We start from the raw sequence: 21,260 nt of genomic DNA on the forward strand, positions 1-21,260 counted from the left end.
GATTACAATTGACCTTGAATGAATTCGATGCGCAGCACGCTTTGATTGTAGTTGTTTAAAGTTTCCAGGTAGCCCACCTGGAGGGCCGTGGCGGTGTTGAGCCCCTGCAGATACTCCACGTAGCCAATGTCGCCACTCCGGTAGGCTTTGGCGGCGTGGCTTAGGATGAGTGCTGCTTGCGGGAGTGCGCTTTGCTGATAGTAGTTGAGCGATGCCCGGTATTTCTCCCACTCTTGTAGCAATATGGCATACTGGCTTTCTGTATTTTTTTTCGTTTGCTCATAGCGGCTCTCCGCCGAAAGTCTTGTCATCTCCGCGGCCTTGATCCGGCTGGTCTGGGGGTGAAACCAGAGGGGAATGCTCAACCCTACCTGAAAGCCCTGAAAGCGATTGGCCGAGGTGGCCAATTCCGTGTTGGTCACATTCAAGGGTGTGCTGATCAGGGTTTGGTTGAAGTAGCCAAAGGTGAGATCGGGGAGAAGATGATTTTTTTCGAGCGATTTTTCTTTTTCCGTAACGGCGATATCCTGGCGGTACAGTCGCAGGACGGGGTTCATGGCAGTGCTCGCGCTGTCGCCGGGAGTGAAATCGCGTGGTGCCAGTTGATCCGACTGAATGTCTACCGGCTGGTCGGCAAACAACAGCGTCTGCAGGCGTTTTTGAAAAATGAGAATGTCCGCTTCATTCTGACGCAAGGTGGTGTGGAATTGCTGAGCACTGGCTTCGGCTGTTGTTTTTTCCAGGAGGTTGGTTTCCCCCACGCGTTGCTTGGCGGCGGCAGCTTTTGCAAAGGAGGTGAACGTGCTGTCCTGTTGCTGAAGCCAACGATTCAATTTTTTCAGATAGGCCAGTTGATACCACGTTGACTTCACTTCATAGGCCAACTCATTTTCGGTGGTGGCCTTCACGATCTCGCGGCGTTCGACCTGGGCTTTCCCCACAGCGCTTCTTGCACCAAAGACAGTAGGAAAGGGAATGGTCTGCGTGACGGTGATGTTGTTGTCGTTCTTGGCAATACTGTTGTATTGTCCGATCGTGGCCAACACCGAGGTCTTCCCGATCTCGCCGGACGTTTGCTTCATGAACTTGCTGGCTTCTACATCGTAGGTGGCGGCTTTCACAGCAGGGTTTCGTTGCAACGCCAGCGCAACGGCGTTTTCCACCGACAGCGGGGCTGGGGTTTGCGCCACAGACACTCCCGGCAACGCCAGCGCCAGGAGGAGAAGGATGGTGACGATTGGTTTCATGTTTATTCGTTTTTCCAAATAGATATACAAACAGGGTAGCACCAGCAGCGTGAGCAACGTGGCGCTGATCAAGCCACCGATCACGACCGTGGCCAAAGGTTTTTGCACTTCCGCACCGCTGCCTTGCGACAGGGCCATCGGCAAAAAACCCAACGACGCTACCAGGGCCGTCATGATGACCGGGCGCAAACGTACGGTGGTTCCCTTTAAAACAATTTCTTTCAGATCGCTAAGGCCTTCGCTTTTCAAGTGGTTGAACTCCGCCAGCAACACAATGCCATTGAGTACCGATACGCCAAACAAGGCGATGAAGCCAATACCCGCAGAAATACTAAACGGCATGTCCCGTATCCATAAAGCGAAAATGCCGCCGATGGCCGACAGTGGAATGGCACTGAGGATGAGGAGGCTTTGGCCCACGGAGTGAAATGTGAAATATAAAAGCAGAAAGATCAACGCTAGCGCTATGGGCACGGCGATGCTGAGCCGGGTGCGCGCTTGTTGCAGGTTCTCGAATGTGCCACCGTAGGTCACATAATAGCCGGGTGCAAATTTTATTTGCTGATCGATTTTCTTCTGCATCTCGGTAACGATGCTCTCAACATCACGCCCCCGCACATTGAAGCCAACGAGGATACGCCGCTTGGCATCATCGCGCTGGATTTGGTTGGGTCCGGTCACCATCTCGATCGAAGCCAGTTGTGACAGCGGCACCTGACGCCCGTCGGACGCCGTGATGTAGAGCGTTCGCAAGTCGTCGATGCTTTGGCGGTTTTGTTGATCGAGCCTCACTACCAGGTCAAAGCGACGCTCTTGTTCAAAGACAAGCCCGGCAACTTCCCCGGCAAAACCCGCGCGGATAACGCGGTTCACTTCCTCAACGTTCAACCCGAACTGAGCCAGTTTGGCGCGGTCGAAATGCACCACGATCTGCGGCAAGCCGGCCATGCGCTCCACGTAAACGTCTTGCGCACCTTCGACTTTCTGGGCGATGGCGCCGATGCGTTCAGCGTAGGCAGAGAGTTGGGTCATGTCTTCGCCGTAAATTTTCACGACTACGTCCTGGCGGGCGCCGGTGGCCAATTCATTGAATCGCATTTGAATGGGCTGCTGAAAACCATAGGTGGCACCCGGCACATGTTGTTCCAATTTGGATTGCATTTTTTCGGCTAGCGCTTCGCGATTCTCAGCGCTGGTCCATTCGGATTTATCTTTCAAAATAACAATCAGGTCAAACGATTCTGCCGGCATGGGATCGATGGGAATCTCGGATGACCCGATCTTCGCTACCACTTCTTTGACCTCCGGAAAATTTGCCAGGATCACCTTTGATGATTGTGTGGCCGTTTCGATGGACTTCGATAAACTACTGCCTGTCAATATGCGCGTCTCAACGGCGAAGTCGCCCTCTTCCAACGTAGGAATAAATTCCGCGCCCAAGGTATTGAACAGGAACAGGCTGAACAGAAACAGGGCTACTCCGCTCGCCACCACGATTAATTTTTGGTGAATGACGAAACGGATAGCGGGATCGTACAAGCGATGAATGAAGTTCATGATCCGGTCGGAGATGGTTCGCTTGGGCGCGACGTTTTTGCTGAGGAACTGCGCGCTCATCATCGGCACGTAGGTAAGTGAAAGAATGAACGCACCCAAAATGGCGAACGAAACCGTTTCAGCCATGGGCCGGAACATTTTTCCCTCCGTTCCAACCAAGGCCAGGATGGGGAGATAGACGATGAGAATGATGATCTCGCCAAACGCTGCGCTGTTTCGGATCTTGGAGGCTGACTGATATACCTCAAGATCCATTTCTTCTTGCGTAAGCCTGCGGGTCAGGTTCCGGACACCCAGGTGATGCATGGTGGCTTCCACGATAATGACGGCGCCGTCCACAATCAACCCAAAGTCAATAGCACCCAGGCTCATGAGATTTCCGGAGACACCGAAAAGATTCATCATGGAGACCGTGAACAACATCGCCAGCGGAATAACCGAAGCTACGATGAGGCCGGCACGCAAATTCCCCAAGAGCAAGACCAGCACGAGAATAACAATGAGTGCACCTTCTGCCAGGTTTTTCGTCACCGTGCCAATGGCGTTGTTCACCAGCTTAGTACGATCGAGGAAGGGCTCGATGGTGACGCCTTTGGGTAGATTTTTTTGGATTTGGGCGATGCGCTCCTTCACGTTAACGATCACGCGCGAAGAGTTTGCCCCCTTGAGCATGAGCACCAACCCACCCACTACCTCCCCTTCCGTGTTGCGGGTCATCGCGCCATATCGTGTGGCATGACCGAAATGAACGTCGGCTACATTGCGGATCAATACCGGGATGCCATGGATGTCTCGCTTCACGACGATGTTATCAATGTCTTCGGTGCTTTTGATAAGCCCTTCGCTGCGGATAAAGTAAGCATTTGGTTTTTTGTCGATATACGCACCGCCGATGTTTTGATTGTTTTTTTCGAGCGCGGTGAAGACATCATTCATGCTGATGTTCATGCTACGCAGGCGCTCGGGGTTGAGCGTAATTTCATATTGTTTCAGAAATCCGCCGAAGCTGCTCACGTCGGCCACACCTTCCGTGCCCAGCAATTGACGGCGCACGATCCAATCTTGAAGCGTGCGTAGCTCCATGGCAGAATAGGCAGAGTCGTAGCCCGGCTCCGGCCGTAAAATGTATTGAAATATCTCGCCTAGCCCTGTCGTTACGGGAGCCAGGGTGGGCTTGCCCATGCCGGCAGGGATCTCGGTCAAAGCCTCATTGAGCCGTTCGCTCACTTGCTGACGCGCCCAATACACATCGATGTTCTCATGAAAAACAATGGTCACCACCGAAAGACCAAACCGGGAAATGGACCGTATTTCTTCTTTGCCCGGGATGGTGGCCATGGTCTGCTCGATCGGAAACGTCACAAAACGCTCGATGTCCTCGGCACCATTCGAAGGCGACACGGTGTACACCTGTACTTGATTGTTGGTGATGTCCGGCACGGCGTCGATGGGAAGCTGAGTCAGCGAATAGCTCCCCCACGCAATCAACGCGATGACGAAGAGGCCAACAATGAACTTGTTGTGAATGGAGAAATGAATGATCTTATCTAACATAATTTTAGCATATGGAATAAAAAGGCCATGGTGCGCATAGCCGTTCCGGGAAAAAAATGATTACACCGCCATCTTCCTCACGCGACGAAGAGACGGGTTCGGGAATGCCCAGAAAAGGATGGATTATGAACGCCGGGGTGGCTGCCAGATGGATGTCTGACTGTGGACAAGATGTCTATCCAGGTATGGCGTAATGAATTTCGAATTGTGGTTGGGTGCAGCGGTTAGCAGAATGGCATTGGTCGTGAGTTGCACGCTGGTGGCGCAGCACGCGCAGATGCAAAACGGCGAGCATTGGTCAGCGCCGGGTTGCGCGTGTTGGATGTGAAGGGCCGTTTCTCCATGCGCACGCTCATCGGCATCGGTACACGGGTAGCCGACCAGGATGGTGAGGTAGAGCGCGAGAAATAAATAGAGAAGCTTCACGTACCAAAGGTAGCAGGAATCGTCGTGCAACAGGTTTTCATTTGCCGAAAATTTGTGCCTCCCGGGCCCTTTTCAAGGCATTGACCAACCTAATTTGAAATCCGAGCCCGTTTCACGGCAAATATTTCCCCATCCTGTTGCCGCCCTCCCGAGCCCGTTTCCAGGGTATGGGCCTTGTGGGCCACGTCGGAAAGGCTTTGAGCGTGGTATGAATGTTGTCCGCGGGCTAAGGAGTTAGTGCATGTATCACCAAATAATATCAATCATGGAAGACCTGAAAAAAATGAAAGTGGCGATCCTCACGGAAAACGGATTCGAGCAATCGGAACTGACCAGCCCGAAGGAGGCGATGGAAGCCAAGGGCGTGACGGTGCACATCGTATCACCCCAACCCAAGGAAGTGCGGGGTTGGGATGAGAAGGACTGGGGAATCACCCTGAAAGTGGACAAACACATTTCGGAAGCCAAGGCCGACGACTATGATGGCCTGGTCTTGCCCGGCGGTGTGATCAACCCCGACAAGCTGCGCACCAACAAAGAAGCGGTGCGCTTCATCCAGGATTTCTTTGAAGCCGGAAAACCCGTGGCCGCTATTTGTCACGGTCCACAGTCGCTCATCGAAGCAGGCGTGGTGGATGGCCGGGAGATGACGTCATACAAATCCATCAAAACCGATTTGATCAACGCCGGCGCAAACTGGACAGACAAAGAAGTGGTCGTGGACAACGGTTTGGTTACCAGCCGCTCTCCGGCAGACTTAGAAGCCTTTAACCAAAAACTTTTGGAGGAACTTCAGGAAGGCATTCATGCGAAAGTATGATGTACTCATAAAAGATGTACTCATAAAATAAGAAGGCGCACGATAACTCGTGCGCCTTTTTCCTGTAAACTATTGAAATGGCTTAATGCCCAACGTTGCTCATATCCACTTTGTTCTTCGCAGGCTTTAACAACAACACCAGCGGCACGCAGATCAGGAAGAACAGGCCGATGCCCAGGAACACATCCATGTAGGTAAGCAAAGCGGCTTGCTTCGACACCATGCCATCGAGGGATTGATACGCTTGCAAGGTAGCTTTCTCCGCACCGCTTCCGGTGGCCATGAAACCTGCCTTCAATCCTGCGATGCGTTGTTGAACGTCTGTGCTGTACGTTGTTATGTTGGTTACCAGGTCGCCACGGTGGTGCACCGTTTGGCGACTGATGTAGGTACTGATCAAGGCAATGCCAAACGAGCCCCCCAGCTGACGGACCATACCCGTAAAGGCTGCCCCTTGGCCAATCTCTTTTCCTTTGAGGGATGAAAGCGCCAGTGTCGTCGTGGGAACGAACAAGAAGCCCAACCCAATCCCCCGTGTCATCAGCAGCCAAAAGAAGTCGCTTTCACCGGTAAAGGGTGTGATGATCGTGTAGGCCCACAAGCTGTATCCGAAGAACACCGAAAAACCCAGTGCGATCAGATACTTATGCGGAATATCTTTTTGAATGGCTCGCCCCACAATGGGCATCATCAAACCGGTGGCCACCGAACTGGGCACGAGCATTAAGCCCGATTGCAAAGCTGTCCATCCCAACACGTTCTGTGTAAAAAGCGGGATCACAAAAGTAGATCCGTATAAACCGAAACCCAGGATGAAGGACAGCACGGTGCCGATCGCGAGATTCTTGTCTTTCAATACCCGCAGATCCACCACAGGGTCTTTCACGACGAGCTCACGCCAGATGAACAAGTACACGCCAAGGAACGCAACCACCGACAACACGATGATCCAGCTGTATTCAAACCAATCGTGCTCTTGTCCTTTTTCCAATACGAATTGGAGGGCGCCAACGGCCATGACGAGGAACAAGATGCCCAGCCAGTCCACATCGGCCATGGATTTCTTGCCGCCATAGTTGGGGCTTTTCACATACGACAATGTCAACAGCGTGGCAATTACCCCGATGGGTATGTTGATATAGAAAATGTCGGGCCACGAATAGTTGTCGACAATATAACCGCCCAGAGGAGGACCCAGTGTAGGACCAACGATCACACCCATGCCATACAATGCCTGGGCCATACCTCTTTTTTCGGGCGGGTAAACTTCGGTAATGATCGTTTGCGAAGTTACCAGCAATGCACCACCACCCAAACCCTGGATGAAGCGGAAGAACACCAACTCCCAAATGTTGTCGGCGTTGCCGCAAAGGAAAGAAGCGACGGTGAAAATGATGATGGAGGCCGCGAAATAATTACGGCGTCCGAATTGTTGCGACAACCAACTGGTCAACGGAACGATGATCACGTTGGCGATGGCATAGGCCGTGATGACCCAGCTCACGTCGTTGAGGGTGGCGCCCAGGTTTCCCTTCATTTCATTGAGCGCCACGTTCACGATCGTGGTATCGATGATCTCCAGCAAGGCACACATCACCGCGGTGATGGTGATGATCGCCCGCTTCCAACCGTATTCTACCAAAGATTCTTGCTGAAGCATAGAATGGATTAATCTAAATGTACGTCCACGATCACGTTCATGCCGGCGCGGAGCAGGCTTGCTTTTTCAGGAGCATCGGTGAGCACGATCTTTACGGGCACACGTTGTACCACTTTCACAAAGTTGCCCGACGCATTGTCGGCAGGCAGCAAGGCGAACCGTGCACCGGTGGCCGGCGAAAGCGACTCCACTTTGCCCTGGAACGATTCGTGCGGAAAAGCATCTACGGCGATCTCCACCACTTGTCCGGGCTTCATTTTTTCCAATTGGGTTTCTTTGAAGTTGGCGATGACCCATTTTTGTTTTGCCGTCACCAGCGCGAAAATCGATTGACCAGCTTGAACCAATTGTCCGGGTTGAACACTCTTGCGGGAGATGACACCATCGGTGGGTGCCAGAATGTAGGCGTATGAAAGTTGGAGTTTGGCAAACTCAAGATCGGCTTCGCGTTCTTTCACCACGGTTTCGGCCAGGGCGATATTGCGACCGCTCACCGTGCTTTGCGCTCTGCGCGACGAAGTCTCGCGCGACAAAGCTTCCCGTTGACGTTTCGATACTTCCAGTTGCTTTAAAGCAGCATCGCGATCGGCTTCAGCTTGCTCATATTGTTGCAGGGTGATCGAATTGGATTTGATCAACTCCTGGTAACGTTTAAAATCTTGTTCCGCACGACGCGCCCGCACTTCAGCAATGGAAATGCTGGATTCGGATGCTTCGAGGTTTGACTTCGCGGTGAGGACGTTTTCGGTAGAAGTCGTAAGACCGGCTTTAACGGCTGCCAGGTTGGCTTGTGCATTGTCAAGCGCGGCTTGTGCCTGTAATACGCGCAACGCCAGGTCGCGATCGTCCAATACCACCAATGTATCGCCTTTTTTTACTACGACGTTGTCATCAACAAGCAAGCGATCGATGTAGCCCGGCACTTTGGGAATGATGGGGCTGATATCGCCTTCCACCTGGGCGTCGTCTGTTTCTTCGTGGTGTTGTCCGTGAATATATTTTGTGATACCGAAGGTTGCTCCGGCAATAACCAAGACGCCTAACACAATGGCAAATCTTTTATTCTTTTTTGGTTTCGTTTCCATACGTTTAATGATGATGCTTTTTTATTGAAGTGTTCCCATTGATTCCTGAAGTTCATAGTAGGCGATCATGCTGTCCGCCCGGGTTGTAAAGTATTGGATCTTCGCCCGCAACAACGCCACGTCGGCGTCGAGGTAGTCGGAGAGGATCATCAGGCCTTGCTTGTATTTGTTTTCCGAGATCTGGAAATTTTCCTGCGCTTGCTCGATCGCGCGTTGGTTGATGATCAGTTTGTCGACCATCTCCTGCGATTTGAGAAACTTCTGGCGAACATCTAGTTTCACCTGGTCGGTCGCCATCTGGTTATAGGCTGTGGCCTGCTCGTAGCGCGCCCGGGCTTCGTGCATACCATGTTTGGCATGAATCGCACCGGTGATGCTGTATTTCAGCGACAAGCCGCCATTCAACGCATTGGTTACGGTAAATACATTCGGTATATAAACGTTGGCATATCCTGCGCTCACTCCTAATGTAGGCAGCAAGTCGGCTTTGGCAATTTTATACCCCGACTCGCTCGCTTTGATTTGCAGGTCCGACGACTTTATTTCCGTGCGATTGGTCAGACCCGTTTGCAGCGATTCTTCCCAGGTGATCTGTTTGGGCAAGTCGAAACTGGCCGTTGTATCGAACTGGATGGTCGTGTCGTCGGGCACGCCGAGTAATATGTGGAGGTTGTACTCCGCTACTTTCACGCTGTTGTTTATTTCCGTGAGGGCAAGCTCTACGTTGTTGGCTTGCAACTCGGCTTTCAACCGGTCGTTGCGCGCCAGCAAACCTTGCTTCTCCAGGTTTTTAAATTCCGTCACGCGCTGCTGTTCACCCTTCAGATTTTCTTCGATCGTGCGACGGCTTTGCAGCAGTTCGTAATATTGATACACCGCTTTGATGGTGTTGATGGCCACCTGGCTTCGGGTGGTCTGTGCATCATATTGTGCCGCTTGCTGTAAGTAGTCGTTCATGATCTTCGTGTTGCGGATCTTAAAGCCGTTGAACACGGGCATGGAGGCCGTCACCTGTGCCAGGCCGATGTCGTGCAGACTGGCGAGCGATGCCAGGGGCGAATCAGAACCGGAACCGCTGCTGCTACCGGACCCTGAATTGGCCATGGAAATATTCGGGGTGTTGATGTGCAGATACGTTCCGCTCACACCCACGTCCGGCAACGCCCGGTCTTTTGCTTCTGCCAATTTCGCTTGCGCTTCTTTCACCTTGGCGTTGGAGATCATCAATTGCTTGCTGTTGGTGTATCCCAGGTCAATGGCTTCCTTTAAGGTTAAGGTCTTAACCGATTGCGCCTGTAGCTGGAACACAGCCAGCAGGCTCGCCAATCCGATACTGATTTTTCTATACATAAATTTGAACATCTATTTCTTTAGGTATTTAAGGAGTATTTCGTACATGAATTTCTCGATGCGAACCTTGTAGGCCTCGTCTTCTTCATCGGGGCGGCGGTAGCGTTTGCTGAACAGGGTGTGCGTGGTTTGGTACAGGATCCCGGACAGCGTGGCCATGACCAGGTCCAGGTCCGCTTCTTTACGAAACACTTTTTTCTTTTGGCCGTCTTCCAGGAGCTTGCGCAATTCATTGGTATTGCGGTTCAGGATCTTTGTAAATCCTTCCACCAGCTCCACGCGCTCGGTGTTGGCAAACTCGCGGTGGATAAAATGGTAGAATTTACAGTTCGTGAAGATCTTGCTGACGTAGAGTGCGGCCACCTGTTTTAATTTTTCCTCGGGTGTTTGTGTCGACGAATTGATGTCGCTCAGTTTCATCCGGGTGGTATCCATGGAAGTCTCCATGGTCGTGAAGAGCAGATTTTCTTTGGAGCCAAAGTGATAATTGATCAACGCCACATTGACACCTGCCCGCGCAGCAATTTCGCGAACGCTTGTAAGGTCGAAACCTTTCTCTTCAAAGAGATCGCGGGCTGCCGAAAGTATTTTGTCGCTTGTCATATGCTTGATAACGGGCCCAAAATTAAACGGTTGTTTAAATTTAAACAAATGTTTAAAACAATATTGTTCAAAGCGCTTTTTAACCCTCGTGCAAACGGGTGAAAACTTTGAAGTTTTTTCTAAAAAATGATGGCAGCGATGAAAGGCGCCATCGGCTTCCGGCTTCCTTTTTCATTGGGAAAATTTGGGGTGACAGAAATGTTATTTGGCGGCGTAACGCACCTGCCAAATAGTATTGGCCACATCGTCGGCAATCAGCAAAGAACCATCGGGAAGCACCACCACGCCCACCGGCCGGCCGTGCACCTTTTCTTTTTCAAGATCCACGATAAAACCGGTGAGAAAATCTTCCGGCTTTCCGGAGGGCTTGCCGTTTTGGAACGGTACAAACAATACTTTATAACCCGAAAGGGTGGAACGATTCCACGAACCGTGCTGTGCAATAAAGGCACCGTTGTGATATTTTTCGGGAAACGCTTTTTGGGTATAAAACGCCAGCCCCAACGACGCGGTGTGCGGATGGAGATTGATGTCGGGGACCAGGGCGCCTTTGGCCATCACGGGTTTGTCTTTGACCCGGGGATCTTCGTGTTGTCCATAATAAACATAGGGCCAGCCATAAAATCCTTCTTCTTCCACATGGGTGAAGTAATCGGGCACCAGTTCATCGCCTAATTCGTCGCGCTCATTCACCACGGTCCACAGCGTTTTTGTACCCACTGCCCATCCCATGCCAACGGGATTGCGCAACCCGCTGGCGTACACCCGCAGATCGGTCCCGTCGGGGTTGATCTCCAGGATGTCGGCCCGTAAGAGCTCGTTGGCTATGCCGTGTTCCGCTACGTTGCTGCCGGAACCGACGGCGATATATATTTTAGAACCGTCGGCATTGGCAATGAGATTTCGGGTCCAGTGGCGGTTATGTTTTCCTGCGGGCAGGTCGACGATCTTAGTTCCTTTTTCGGAGATCTTGGTTTGACCTGGGGTGTAAGGGAAACGCCACAGGCCATCGGTATTGGCTACATAAAACCAGTTTCCCAGCACCAGCATGCCAAACGGTTGGTTTAGGTGGGACAAGAATGTTTCGCGCACTTCCGGAACCCCATCGTGATTGGCGTCGCGCAGTAGGGTGATGCGGTCGGCGCTGTGTTTCATGCTGTTGGATTTGGTTGCTCCGATAAAGAGCGCCCCGATGCGTTCGAGCAGCGGATGGTTGCTGTTGCTTTCGGCCACCAGGATGTCGCCGTTGGGTGTGACGTAGAGCCACCGGGGGTTTTGAAACGCATCGGCATAGATCGTGACATTGAAGCCCGCCGGCGCTTTGGGCATCGCGTCTTTCCACCCTACAACATTGCTGAAGTTCATGCTCGACTTGGTGGCATAAGGCGCGGGCAACGTATCGGAAGGAGATGTCTTTTTGTAATGGGCTGCAGCTTCGCGGGCTTTCTTCTGCGACCCGCAAGACGCAAATAAGAGGAGGGTAACCAGGAGGGCTAATGAATTCCGGCGTGACATAATATATTATAGAGTTAGACAGGGTGCTCACGCCCCCAATTTTTTCAGACAGGTGTTAAGATTTGTTTTTTCCTTGAGCACGCCCGTAAAGAGATCGCCGGTCTTGGCAAGTCTTTTGGCGATGGTGGTGATGGTGAACGCGCTGGGATGCAAACCAGGCTTCACTTCTTTCCAGGTCAGGGGAGTAGAGACCGTGGCGCCTTCCACCGGGCGAAGACTGTAGGCGGAGGCCAAGGTCTGGCCCCTGCTGTTTTGGAGATAATCGAGGTAGATACGGTTTTTTCTTTTCGACAGCGAACGCTCGAGCGTTGTGGTGCGAGGCAGCTTTTCGCTGGCAAGCCGGGCAACGATCTCTGCGAAGTCGCGCGCGTGATCATAATCATACTGGGCGTGCAGCGGGACATAGATATGCAATCCCGTGGCGCCCGAAGTTTTGCAATATCCGTTGGCCCCCGCCTGGTCCAGCACTTCTTTGATGGCCAGGGCCGCTTCGATCACTTCGTCGAAAGAGTTTCTTTCCGAGGGGTCGATGTCCAGCACGAGGTAGTCCGGCTTGTCGAGGTTTTTCACGCGCGAGCTCCAGGGGTTGATCTCGATGCAACCGAGATTGTTCAGGTAAAGCAGCGTAGCCTTATCGTTGCAAAGGATGTAGTCGACGTCTTTCCCGGTGCTCTCCGAGTGCAAGGGGATGTGCTTTACCCACGATGGCGCGGCCTGCCCGGCATCCTTGTGGAAAAACCCCTTGTTCTCGATGCCGTTCGGATTCCGCTTCAAAGACTCGGGCCGGTCTTTCAAATAGGGAATGATGTAGGGATAGATCGCATCGTAATACGCAATGACATCTCCTTTCGTGATGCCGCTTTTGGGCCAATATACTTTGCTTTGGTGGGTGAGATGAAGCTCGTGACCGTCAACACGCTTGATGACACCGTCTTTGGCCGCAGGATCGTTTTTGGCAACCGCTGGTTTCTTTGATGCGGTCTTTCCGGGGGCGTGCTTTTGCGATGGGTTAGTTTTTTTGTCCACGGCTTTTTGATTTGGTTTCTTTACGTCGACATGATCCACATCTTTGGCCGGCTTATCGATGCGCAACCCCATAAAGACCGGGTGACGCAAAATGCCGTCATCGGTAATTTCGGTAAATTTCACCTGACACACTTTCACGGGCTCAACCCAGGTCACGGGCGAGTTCACCGGCACATGCTCCTCGAAAGGCGAGGTTTCGCGAATGAGCGGTTTCAGGAGGCCGTGGATCTCTTTCAAAACTTTCTCCGTGAACCCGGTACCGGTGTGCCCGATGTATTTCAATTTTCCCTTTTCATATAGACCCAAAACAAGCGCACCGAAATAGCTCCGGCTGTTGCGCGGCGCAGTAAAGCCTGCAATGATGGCTTCCTGCGTGTTTTGATTTTTTATCTTCAGCCAATCGTTCGAACGTTTCCCCTCCGTGTAAGTGCTGTTCTTCCTTTTGGCGATCATGCCTTCCAACCCCATTTCAGAAACCTTTTGGAAAAAAGTTATCCCATCATTTTCAACGTGGTCGGAGTAGCGGATGATGTTGCTTTTCGGAAGGAGCTTTTCCAGGATCTTCTTGCGCTCCTCGAGTGGAAGACCGGTGAGGTCTTTGTTTTTATAGCGAAGACAGTCAAAGACGTAGTACACCAGTGGCCGGTTGCGATTTTCGTCGTAGTGTTGCAATTTTTGAAAACTGGGTTTGCTGTGTTCGTCCAGCACCACGATCTCGCCGTCGAGCATGACGTCGTCTTTTATTTTCTTCAATTCCCGGACGACGGGTGCATAGAGGTCGATGAAGGAAAGGCCATTTCGTGAATACAGGCGTACATCATTTTTTGTTACTTCGGCCACGGCGCGATAGCCGTCCCACTTCACTTCAAACAACCAGTGGTTGTCATCAAACGGCTTGTCGCCAATCTGCGCCAGCATGGGTTGGTGGAAGTGCGCGAGTTTGTCCCGGGTCGAGCGCACAGCGTGAACGCTTGTATGAGTGGCGGCCAGGCTCATTTAGGATGCTTTTTTAATGCTGGCTTTCAACATGCTCATCAGGTCCTCCGTCTTGCGGTGTGTCACCTTCATCGGCGCTTGCTTCACGGGTTTGCCTTTGGCTTTGGCCTTGATGAGCTTCAACAACGCGCTGGCATAGGTGTCTTTGAAGGAATCGATCTTGAACTTGGTCGTCAGCTGATCGATCAGGGAAAGGGCCATCTTCAACTCGGTGGGTTTCACCTTGGTGGTCTTGGGGACTTTGATGGAGCTGGTGTCGCGAATTTCTTCGGCAAACCGGATCTTGTTGAGCAGGATCACTTTTTCATAGGGTTTCAGGATGCAAAGATGTTCCTTGCTCCGCAGCACAAAACTGCCCACCCCAGCCTTGCCGCTTTTCTCCAACGCTTCGTGCAGCAGCAAGTAGGCTTTCTCGCCCGATTTTTCGGGTTCCAGGTAATACGGTGTTTCGAAGTAAAGGCTTTCCACTTCTTCTTCGGCGATGAAATGATCGATGTTGATGATCTTCGTTTTGTCGGGGCTGGCTTGTTGAAAATCCTTGTCGTCCAGCACGACATAGTCGCCGTTGTATTTATAGGCTTTTACGATATTTTTCCAGTCGACTTCTTTTCCCGTGTCTTCGTTCACGCGGTGAAAGCGGATGTGGGCCAGGTCTTTTTTGTCGAGCATGTCCAGGTCCAGATCGCTGGATTGGGATGCACTATAGAGCTTCACGGGAATGTTCACCAGGCCGAACCCAATCGCTCCTTTCCAGATGGCTTTCATAGCATTTCAATTTCGTGACCGGCCGTTCCCGACCGTTTCCGGAGTAAGTTGTTTTGTTGATCTTAATTTTTCCAGCACTTTGGCCGTTGCCCCTTTCGCCAGGAAAGGAAGGACGAGCCGCGTGATCCAATTCGACTTGGCCAACAGCTTTTGGCGGAGCAATAACTCCACCCCCACATCGGCGCCGAACTGGAGCAGGCTTTGGTCGGGCTTTCGCTGGAAGACGCTCAGGAACGAAACCAGGGAAAAAATGGGATGAAGCTTTTCCTTGATCACGCTCACCTCGGTGGCGATCGTGGCTTTGTGCTCGCGCAATAAGCCCTCCAGGCGGAGGCGCTCGGCCAGCAGCTCGTCGTAGTTACTAATCTTGGTCATAGATCTTTTTGATCAACAGGTTTCGGATATTTGGCAAAAGGACTTTGCGCGCCGTCAACAACAGGATGAGCAGCACGAGGACGTAGAAGCCCCCCACGATAAAGAAGCCCGCCTTCATGTTGTCGAGGGTTTCGCCGGCCCACCACGCCAGGCCAACGCCAATAAAGAGCAGGATGAAAACCACCACCAGCAAAAACAGTATCCCGACAATGCTCATAGATGCGCCAAGCGTGGTTTGCTCCACGACGCGCACCGTAACCAGGTTGCGGTAGGTCTCCACCAGGTCGGCGGCGGCCTCTATAATTTTCTCGGTGGATTTCGTCGGCTCTAAAATAAGTCCTTACACTTTTTCACTCAATGCCTTTGTACCTTTCGTCAGGCCTGCCAGGGCTTCTTCGCCTTGCGACCGCGCTTCCTGGGCCATCTCCTTGCCCATGTGGAGGAGAGAGGTGAACTCTGCCAACCAATCTTTCGCACCATCCCTGATCTTGGCTTGCAGATCTTTTCCTTTTTCCGGCGCGAGCAGCATGCCGATCATGGCACCTGCAGCAGCGGCGGCGGCTACACTCAGAATTACTTTTGTCGCTGTTTTCATAGTTGTGGTTTTTATGATTTACAATTTTGGACTAGACTTTTTCAAATGTTGGGCGCGGCCATTCAATCTTCAATTTTTAGATCTTCCGTCTCTGTTACAGAGGCCTGTGACTTCAAAACAGGTTTTGCTTTCGCATGGGGCCGCGGAAAGGTTTTTATTTTCGACAAGACCACGCGCGTGTGTTGTGCCGGCACCGTATCGGGGCATTCGTCACCAAACAAAACGCCCCAAGGATTGAGCTCGGGCACTTTGTCGAAGATCACTTTGCAAACCGCCATGGCGGGGATGGCCAGGAACATGCCGGGAACCCCGCACAATGCGCCCCCGATCAACACGCCGACAATGGTCACCAAAGCATTGATGCGCACCTTGTTGCTGACGATCATGGGCATGCCGATGTTGTTATCGAACAACTGCACCACGGCCAACACCACCCCAACCCAAACCACATCGCCCAGCGTGTCGGAGCTGACGAGAGTCACCAGCATGCACAGCATATTTGCCACGATCATGCCGACATAAGGCACCAGGTTCAGTAGCGCTGCCAGCAGCGCCAGGAAGATGGCGTATTTTATACCGAGCACGAGGAAGCCAATCGTGTTCAGCCCAAAGACAATGGACGTTTCAATGAGCAAACCAAACACGTAATGCTGCCCGATGGTGGTAGACTCCGTCAACACCTCGCGGACCCGTTGTTCAGAGCCGTTGCGAAAGACGCCGATCAGGAAGGTCTTGATGGTGTTCTTATGATAAAGAATCAGGAATGTATACAGCGGAAGAAAAATGAGATAACTCAGCAGGCCCGTCAGCGAGATAAAGGTCATACCCACCAACTGAGGCACTTGTTCCTTCAGGTTCTCTGCCGCCTGCGCGATGTATTGATTTTGTTTGCGCACAGTAATGTGGGTGTTTTCATTCACCCACTTTTGAAAGCCTGTGCTCACTTCGCTGATCCGTTCCTTCAGCGCGGGGATGTCGTCCAGGAAATTCACAACCTGGCTCGACAACACATACAGGACGCCGGCAATAGCGAAGAAAGAAAGTAAAACGGGGATCAGTATGGAGAAGACTTTATGGACTCCCTTTCGCTGCAGGAAGGCTGTGAAGGGCAACAGTAGCGTCGACAACAACACCGAGAACAGCAGGGGAAGAAGAATGTCTTTTCCCAGGAAAACCAGGAGACCTAATAACACCACCGCCAGGAGCGTGAGGCTAAGTTTCAGATAAAAGGGCGAGGCGTGAGGGGTTGCGTCCATAATACAATGCGGTAACTTTTCACTAAGCGTAAGGTAATTTCCGTGCCAATAAAAAAGACACCTGTCCAGGAGATCGAGCGGTTATGCTGGCATCGGTGTTGGGTAAATATCTCCACACCCGGCAGTTTGTTATTCTACAATACGGCCCTTTCAACGCACGACACAGGCCATGTCGTTTGGGAATGTTTCTTGCGAGGGGTGGGTTGATATGAAAAAATTTTTTACGTCGAGCTGGACCATCTTAAAAAAGACCGTCAAGAATTTTATCGAAGACGATTCGTTTAGCTATGCATCGTCCATTGCGTTTTACACGATCTTTTCTTTGCCGGCCATCCTGATCATCGCCCTGGCCATCGGGTCGACGTTCTACGAACAGGAGGTGGTGCAGCGCGAACTGATCAACCAGGTCGCACGGCTCATCGGTCGTACCAGCGCCCTCGAAATCGAAAAAATATTACTGAATGCTTCCATCGACGCCACAAGTTTCTTCGCGAAGACCGTCGGCGGGATCACCCTCGTCTTTAGTGCCACCACGGTGTTCATCTCGCTGCAATCGAGCCTCAACAAAATATGGGGGATCAAGCCAAAGCCATTGCGGGGCATTGTGAAATATATTTTAAACCGGCTTTTGTCGTTGGCCATGGTCATCAGCATCGGCTTTGTGTTGCTGGTGTCGCTCGTGGTGGACACAGCCCTCGTGGTCTTTCAGGGTTTCCTGTCGCGGATCCTGGAAGGATTGACCCTATATATATTAGCCGCCATCAACATTGTTATCTCTTTGGGATTCATCACGCTGATCTTTGGGATGATGTTCAAGGTGCTGCCCGATGCCAAAATAAAATGGCGCGACGTCTGGGTGGGCTCTTTTGTGACGACGATCCTGTTTACGATTGGAAAATTCCTTATTGGATTTTATTTGGGAAACAGCTCCTTTAACTCAGCCTATGGAGCAGCCGGTTCGCTGGTGGTCATCCTGGTGTGGGTGTATTATTCTACGGTTATTTTCCTGCTGGGAGCCGAACTCACTTCCGTGTATGCAGAGGAGACTGGTAGCGAGATCACCCCCTACGACAACGCGGTGAAAGTTCAATTGGTGGAATTGGAAAAGGATGAAAAAAACGGCGAAACTGTAGTGGCCAACACACAGGCCCGCCACTCCGAAGAGCCCACCCATCTTGCGGCAGACGGCCACGAAATTCCACACGCCGAAAATACAAACTAGCGCGTATCTTTGTTGACCAGGTATTCTTGCAAGTGGCACAATTCTTTCTGTCCGAATTAGAAACGAAACGACACAGGTTATGGAAAAGAAGACCCAAACTCCCAGGCCCGGCAAAAAGCAAGTTGCTGTCCGCGCCCCACGCAAGCGCGAACCCAAGGCGCCGTCGAAAGAACCGGTAACGGAAACAGAAATAGATCAGGACGAGCCCCACCTGAACCAGGACGAGCAACATAAGGTGGTCAATCACCTCGAGGAAAATGCGCAAGGTTCGGCCAAAGATCGCGACGAAGCCAATTGACGGATACTAAAAACACGTCAGGTTTCGTTAAACAACACATAAGGCTTCGTAGGGGACCTTCTGGCGATGCATGAATGAAGTGGTTTGTTTGTCAATCATGTGCGCGGGGAGGCTCCCTACGGGGCCATTTTTTTAAACATATACAGGAGTTAAATTTTTTCAGCAGCAAGCATCATAAGGATCATGCTGTGTTTTGCCGTCATTGGGGTTATAAAAGTGGTGGCGCTTTCCAAGTGATGTTCCTGAAGGTGGGCTTCTTTAGGAGAGTCTCTTAACCTTTATCTTTTCCGGTCCGTTTTTTTTCTTTCTTCGCGGACCCATCCAGCACGCTGGACTTTAATCCCGAGAGAAGCGATTTCCACCACAAGTTGAAGATGGCTTTGTGTCTGTCGCGATCAAACTCGATGATACCCGATCGCTTTGCTTTACTCATGGTTTTATCCTTATCGTTTTTGATAAACAGATTGATGAGCCACGTTTTGAATTCACTGGCGTGTGAATGTTTTTCTTTTGTAAAACCGTTGATCTTCAGGTTCTCGTAGTCCACCAGGATGGAGCCGCGCGACTGAACATCGTCATAATGGAAATTGAAAGACAAGTCGTTAAGCTTTCCTGACTCAATGTTCACAAAGGCCATATTTTCCACGGCGCGGTTCAACGCCGGTAGGGGTAGATTCCGAATGTGACCTTCGGCGCGATAGGATTGTTGTTTCCCATAAGGCAACGTGAAAGTAGACGTAATGAGCCCTTTCCCCATCAGTTTGGCAGAGGCAACCAGCGTTGCCTGTCCTTTTGCGGAGGAGTCGCGATTATTGAGATGCGTAAGCGTTGCGTTGAGATCGTCGAACTCGACCTGGCCGGTGTGAAAGCCCTTTTCCGGAAATTCCTCATACACAATTTTGGCATCCGTGATCTTCACGCTATCCACCTGCAAGGCAAAGGGAAATTTGCGGATCATAGCCACGGGCAAAGGCACGTTTTGATGTTTGATAAACGGAAATCGTTTGTCGCGAAAAACATGAAGGCGGGCCGAAGCGATGTGGATGGAGGAGATCACGGTACTGTCGTTGAGCGGATTGAATGTCAGTCCCTCCAGCGCGATTTTCGGGATGCGCAGCGTAAACCGGTCGGTTTGCTTGCCCACCTTCCGGGCAAAGGCGTAGCGGCCATAATTTGGCGTAAGCGAAATGGAATCGAGCTGCAGCTTGCCCGCTGCGCTGTTGATCTGTATAGACGAAATCTTGGTGGTATACAATTTTGAAGAAAGTTGAACCGACGTAAATTCTGCCTGAAATGATTTGACTTTTAAAGCGGATAGAATTTTTTGCGCCAGCGTCGAATCGAGTTGGACTTCCTTTATTGAGACATTGACCACGCCGGATAACGTCTGGATGGAATCGATATGAATAGTGGCTTTGATATTTTTTAAAACTACTTCCCGCACGCCGATCTTTTTGAAGGGCAATGCGGCGTTCGCAGTGTCTGAATGGGCCAAAGCGGAATCGGATCGGTTGACGCTGTCTTTTTTGACTTTCTTCACCACGCTGTAGGTGGCTTCGCCGTCGACAAGTTCGATTCTATCGACCGTGATGTTTTTGTGGATCAGCCAAGCCAGCACGTGAATGCCGCTAACGCGTATGCGTTTCACGGCAATGTGATTTGGAATTCTGATCGAGTCGGCTGCCGTCCACGTAGCGCCCTGAACCGTGACGGCGCGCTGGAACAAATTGAGGTCGAGATCTTCGAGCGAGCCGTTCTTTTCCTCCAGCGCGGCAATGACCTTAGCTTTCAGCACATGCGATAACACAACACCGGCGACGACGAGCAGGATCGATAGAATGAGAACGGGCAACAGCACCCAACGTGTCAGTCGCGAACGGAAGAACGGCTTCATGGAAAGGAGAAGCTGTCTTGACTCCATGCGGAATCAAGACAGCTCAAGGTTAAATCCGCTCTCCGCGAATAAGGCGTAAGATGATAGCGACAATGGCGACGACCAATAATATGTGGATAAGACCGCCTGCGCTGTACACAAAAAAGCCAAGGGCCCATGCGATGATCAATATCACGGCGATGGCATACAATAGACTGCTCATAAGGATTAAATTTTGATTCAACCGGAGAAGTACATTTTCGTGCCAGCGCGCGGCGTGAGTTTGAGGCGCGCACAGGCGCTTTTTTGGCCTGAAAATGACGCTTTTTCGCACAGATGGGGAAATAATTCCCCAATTCCGGGGGGATAAAGCAGGCTCCGGGGCTAGGGGGCGGATGGCATGATTTTTACCCATTGGATCGTAAAAATCCTCTGAGTATGATCGAGTTTCTAAAGTTTGTCGCACTGATGGGAGGTACCTATTTGTGCAGTATGGGATTTGCCATAGTTTTGTTTAGACTATTTTTCCCCTTGAAAACCAAGGAGGAAGTGCAAAAGATGAGAACAGCAAGAAGCACCCAGCCCAGACCGAAACGTCAGCGCCGGGGAGTACTAACGCTAGCCGGTCACGGTCACTAGTCTGGCGAATGAGAAAAGTTCTAGTGGTTGACGATGAAATGGAGATTTGCCTGTTGGTAACTCAATACCTTAAGAAATTAGGGTATGAAGCTGCGTTTGCCCTTTCCATATCGGAGGCCATTTCAAAAATCGCCGGTTCATCGTATGATATTTTGTTTATCGATCTGAATTTAACCGACGGCTCAGGCTATGATCTTATTCATGCCTTGCAGGCGTCGAACAACGCATCAAAAATTGTCGTGATCAGTGCCTACGACAGCGAACGTCAGAAAGCCTTGCAAAAAGGGGCTAGCGTTTTTATGGCCAAGCCCTTTTCCGTCAAGACCATTGAAGAATCGCTGCAGCAACTGAAATTTATAAACTAACGGCCTGGAAACCGGTCGCTATTCTAAACCCGT

General features: G+C 51.3%; 19 protein-coding genes. 4 read left to right on the top strand and 15 right to left on the bottom strand.

Features of this window, described 5'->3' with window-relative positions; genetic code table 11:
- Window positions 1–2 precede the first annotated feature (2 nt).
- Together BUB30_RS30610 and BUB30_RS30615 are read right to left on the bottom strand one after the other, a co-directional pair.
- Entirely contained in the window at window positions 3–4,358 is a 4,356-nt protein-coding gene (locus tag BUB30_RS30610; RefSeq protein ID WP_073142193.1) for a CusA/CzcA family heavy metal efflux RND transporter, read from the bottom strand.
- Between the two features lie 123 nt (window positions 4,359–4,481).
- The gene (locus BUB30_RS30615; protein WP_143165151.1) at window positions 4,482–4,784 is read right to left on the bottom strand and encodes a DUF6660 family protein; all 303 of its coding nucleotides are present in this window, start codon (window positions 4,782–4,784) and stop codon (window positions 4,482–4,484) included.
- A 265-nt stretch (window positions 4,785–5,049) separates the two neighbouring features.
- Between BUB30_RS30615 and BUB30_RS30620 the strand changes: the two genes are divergently transcribed.
- Window positions 5,050–5,604, top strand: coding sequence for a type 1 glutamine amidotransferase domain-containing protein (locus tag BUB30_RS30620; RefSeq protein ID WP_073142196.1), 555 nt, complete (start codon window positions 5,050–5,052; stop codon window positions 5,602–5,604).
- An 82-nt stretch (window positions 5,605–5,686) separates the two neighbouring features.
- Here the strand turns inward: BUB30_RS30620 and BUB30_RS30625 are convergent, their stop codons facing one another.
- The 11 genes from BUB30_RS30625 to BUB30_RS30675 all read right to left on the bottom strand — a co-directional run bounded on the left by BUB30_RS30625 (window position 5,687) and on the right by BUB30_RS30675 (window position 16,830).
- Window positions 5,687–7,264: a DHA2 family efflux MFS transporter permease subunit gene (locus tag BUB30_RS30625; protein ID WP_073142198.1), complete on the bottom strand. Its 1,578-nt coding sequence runs from the start codon at window positions 7,262–7,264 to the stop codon at window positions 5,687–5,689.
- 8 nt (window positions 7,265–7,272) lie between these two features.
- A complete protein-coding gene (locus BUB30_RS30630) occupies window positions 7,273–8,349 on the bottom strand; it encodes an HlyD family secretion protein (RefSeq protein WP_073142199.1) in 1,077 nt (358 codons plus the stop codon).
- Window positions 8,350–8,370: 21 nt separating this feature from the next.
- A complete protein-coding gene (locus BUB30_RS30635; RefSeq protein ID WP_178377236.1) occupies window positions 8,371–9,699 on the bottom strand; it encodes a TolC family protein in 1,329 nt (442 codons plus the stop codon).
- A 12-nt stretch (window positions 9,700–9,711) separates the two neighbouring features.
- Complete coding sequence (locus BUB30_RS30640; RefSeq protein WP_073142203.1) at window positions 9,712–10,302, bottom strand: TetR family transcriptional regulator; 591 nt, start codon at window positions 10,300–10,302, stop codon at window positions 9,712–9,714.
- Window positions 10,303–10,503: 201 nt separating this feature from the next.
- The gene (locus BUB30_RS30645) at window positions 10,504–11,817 is read right to left on the bottom strand and encodes a PQQ-dependent sugar dehydrogenase (protein ID WP_073142205.1); all 1,314 of its coding nucleotides are present in this window, start codon (window positions 11,815–11,817) and stop codon (window positions 10,504–10,506) included.
- 27 nt (window positions 11,818–11,844) lie between these two features.
- Complete coding sequence (ligD, locus tag BUB30_RS30650; protein WP_221408823.1) at window positions 11,845–13,839, bottom strand: DNA ligase D; 1,995 nt, start codon at window positions 13,837–13,839, stop codon at window positions 11,845–11,847.
- Window positions 13,840–14,604: a non-homologous end joining protein Ku gene (ku, locus tag BUB30_RS30655; protein WP_073142207.1), complete on the bottom strand. Its 765-nt coding sequence runs from the start codon at window positions 14,602–14,604 to the stop codon at window positions 13,840–13,842.
- A gap of 6 nt (window positions 14,605–14,610) precedes the next feature.
- The gene (locus BUB30_RS30660) at window positions 14,611–14,979 is read right to left on the bottom strand and encodes a hypothetical protein (RefSeq protein WP_073142209.1); all 369 of its coding nucleotides are present in this window, start codon (window positions 14,977–14,979) and stop codon (window positions 14,611–14,613) included.
- Window positions 14,966–15,259 (bottom strand): hypothetical protein, encoded by a 294-nt coding sequence (locus BUB30_RS30665; RefSeq protein WP_073142211.1) that lies wholly within the window; start codon window positions 15,257–15,259, stop codon window positions 14,966–14,968. The genes BUB30_RS30660 and BUB30_RS30665 overlap by 14 nt, the downstream gene beginning before the upstream one ends.
- Before the next feature lie 60 nt (window positions 15,260–15,319).
- Window positions 15,320–15,574 (bottom strand): YtxH domain-containing protein, encoded by a 255-nt coding sequence (locus tag BUB30_RS30670; RefSeq protein ID WP_073142213.1) that lies wholly within the window; start codon window positions 15,572–15,574, stop codon window positions 15,320–15,322.
- Window positions 15,575–15,636: 62 nt separating this feature from the next.
- Entirely contained in the window at window positions 15,637–16,830 is a 1,194-nt protein-coding gene (locus BUB30_RS30675) for an AI-2E family transporter (protein WP_073142215.1), read from the bottom strand.
- A gap of 208 nt (window positions 16,831–17,038) precedes the next feature.
- Here BUB30_RS30675 and BUB30_RS30680 point away from each other — a divergent pair, with 208 nt between their 5' ends.
- On the top strand, window positions 17,039–18,052 hold the full coding sequence (locus tag BUB30_RS30680) for a YihY/virulence factor BrkB family protein (protein WP_073142216.1): 1,014 nt from the start codon (window positions 17,039–17,041) through the stop codon (window positions 18,050–18,052).
- Between the two features lie 79 nt (window positions 18,053–18,131).
- A complete protein-coding gene (locus tag BUB30_RS30685; RefSeq protein WP_073142218.1) occupies window positions 18,132–18,350 on the top strand; it encodes a hypothetical protein in 219 nt (72 codons plus the stop codon).
- Window positions 18,351–18,621: 271 nt separating this feature from the next.
- Here the strand turns inward: BUB30_RS30685 and BUB30_RS30690 are convergent, their stop codons facing one another.
- Window positions 18,622–20,271 (bottom strand): AsmA family protein, encoded by a 1,650-nt coding sequence (locus tag BUB30_RS30690; protein ID WP_084138482.1) that lies wholly within the window; start codon window positions 20,269–20,271, stop codon window positions 18,622–18,624.
- A gap of 22 nt (window positions 20,272–20,293) precedes the next feature.
- Entirely contained in the window at window positions 20,294–20,446 is a 153-nt protein-coding gene (locus BUB30_RS34970) for a lmo0937 family membrane protein (protein WP_143165152.1), read from the bottom strand.
- 424 nt (window positions 20,447–20,870) lie between these two features.
- On the opposite strand from BUB30_RS34970, the gene BUB30_RS30705 reads away from it, so the two are divergent.
- Window positions 20,871–21,227, top strand: coding sequence for a response regulator (locus tag BUB30_RS30705; protein ID WP_073142225.1), 357 nt, complete (start codon window positions 20,871–20,873; stop codon window positions 21,225–21,227).
- The last annotated feature ends 33 nt before the right edge of the window (window positions 21,228–21,260 follow it).

Source organism: Chryseolinea serpens (genome assembly GCF_900129725.1).
GTDB classification, from domain to species: domain Bacteria; phylum Bacteroidota; class Bacteroidia; order Cytophagales; family Cyclobacteriaceae; genus Chryseolinea; species Chryseolinea serpens.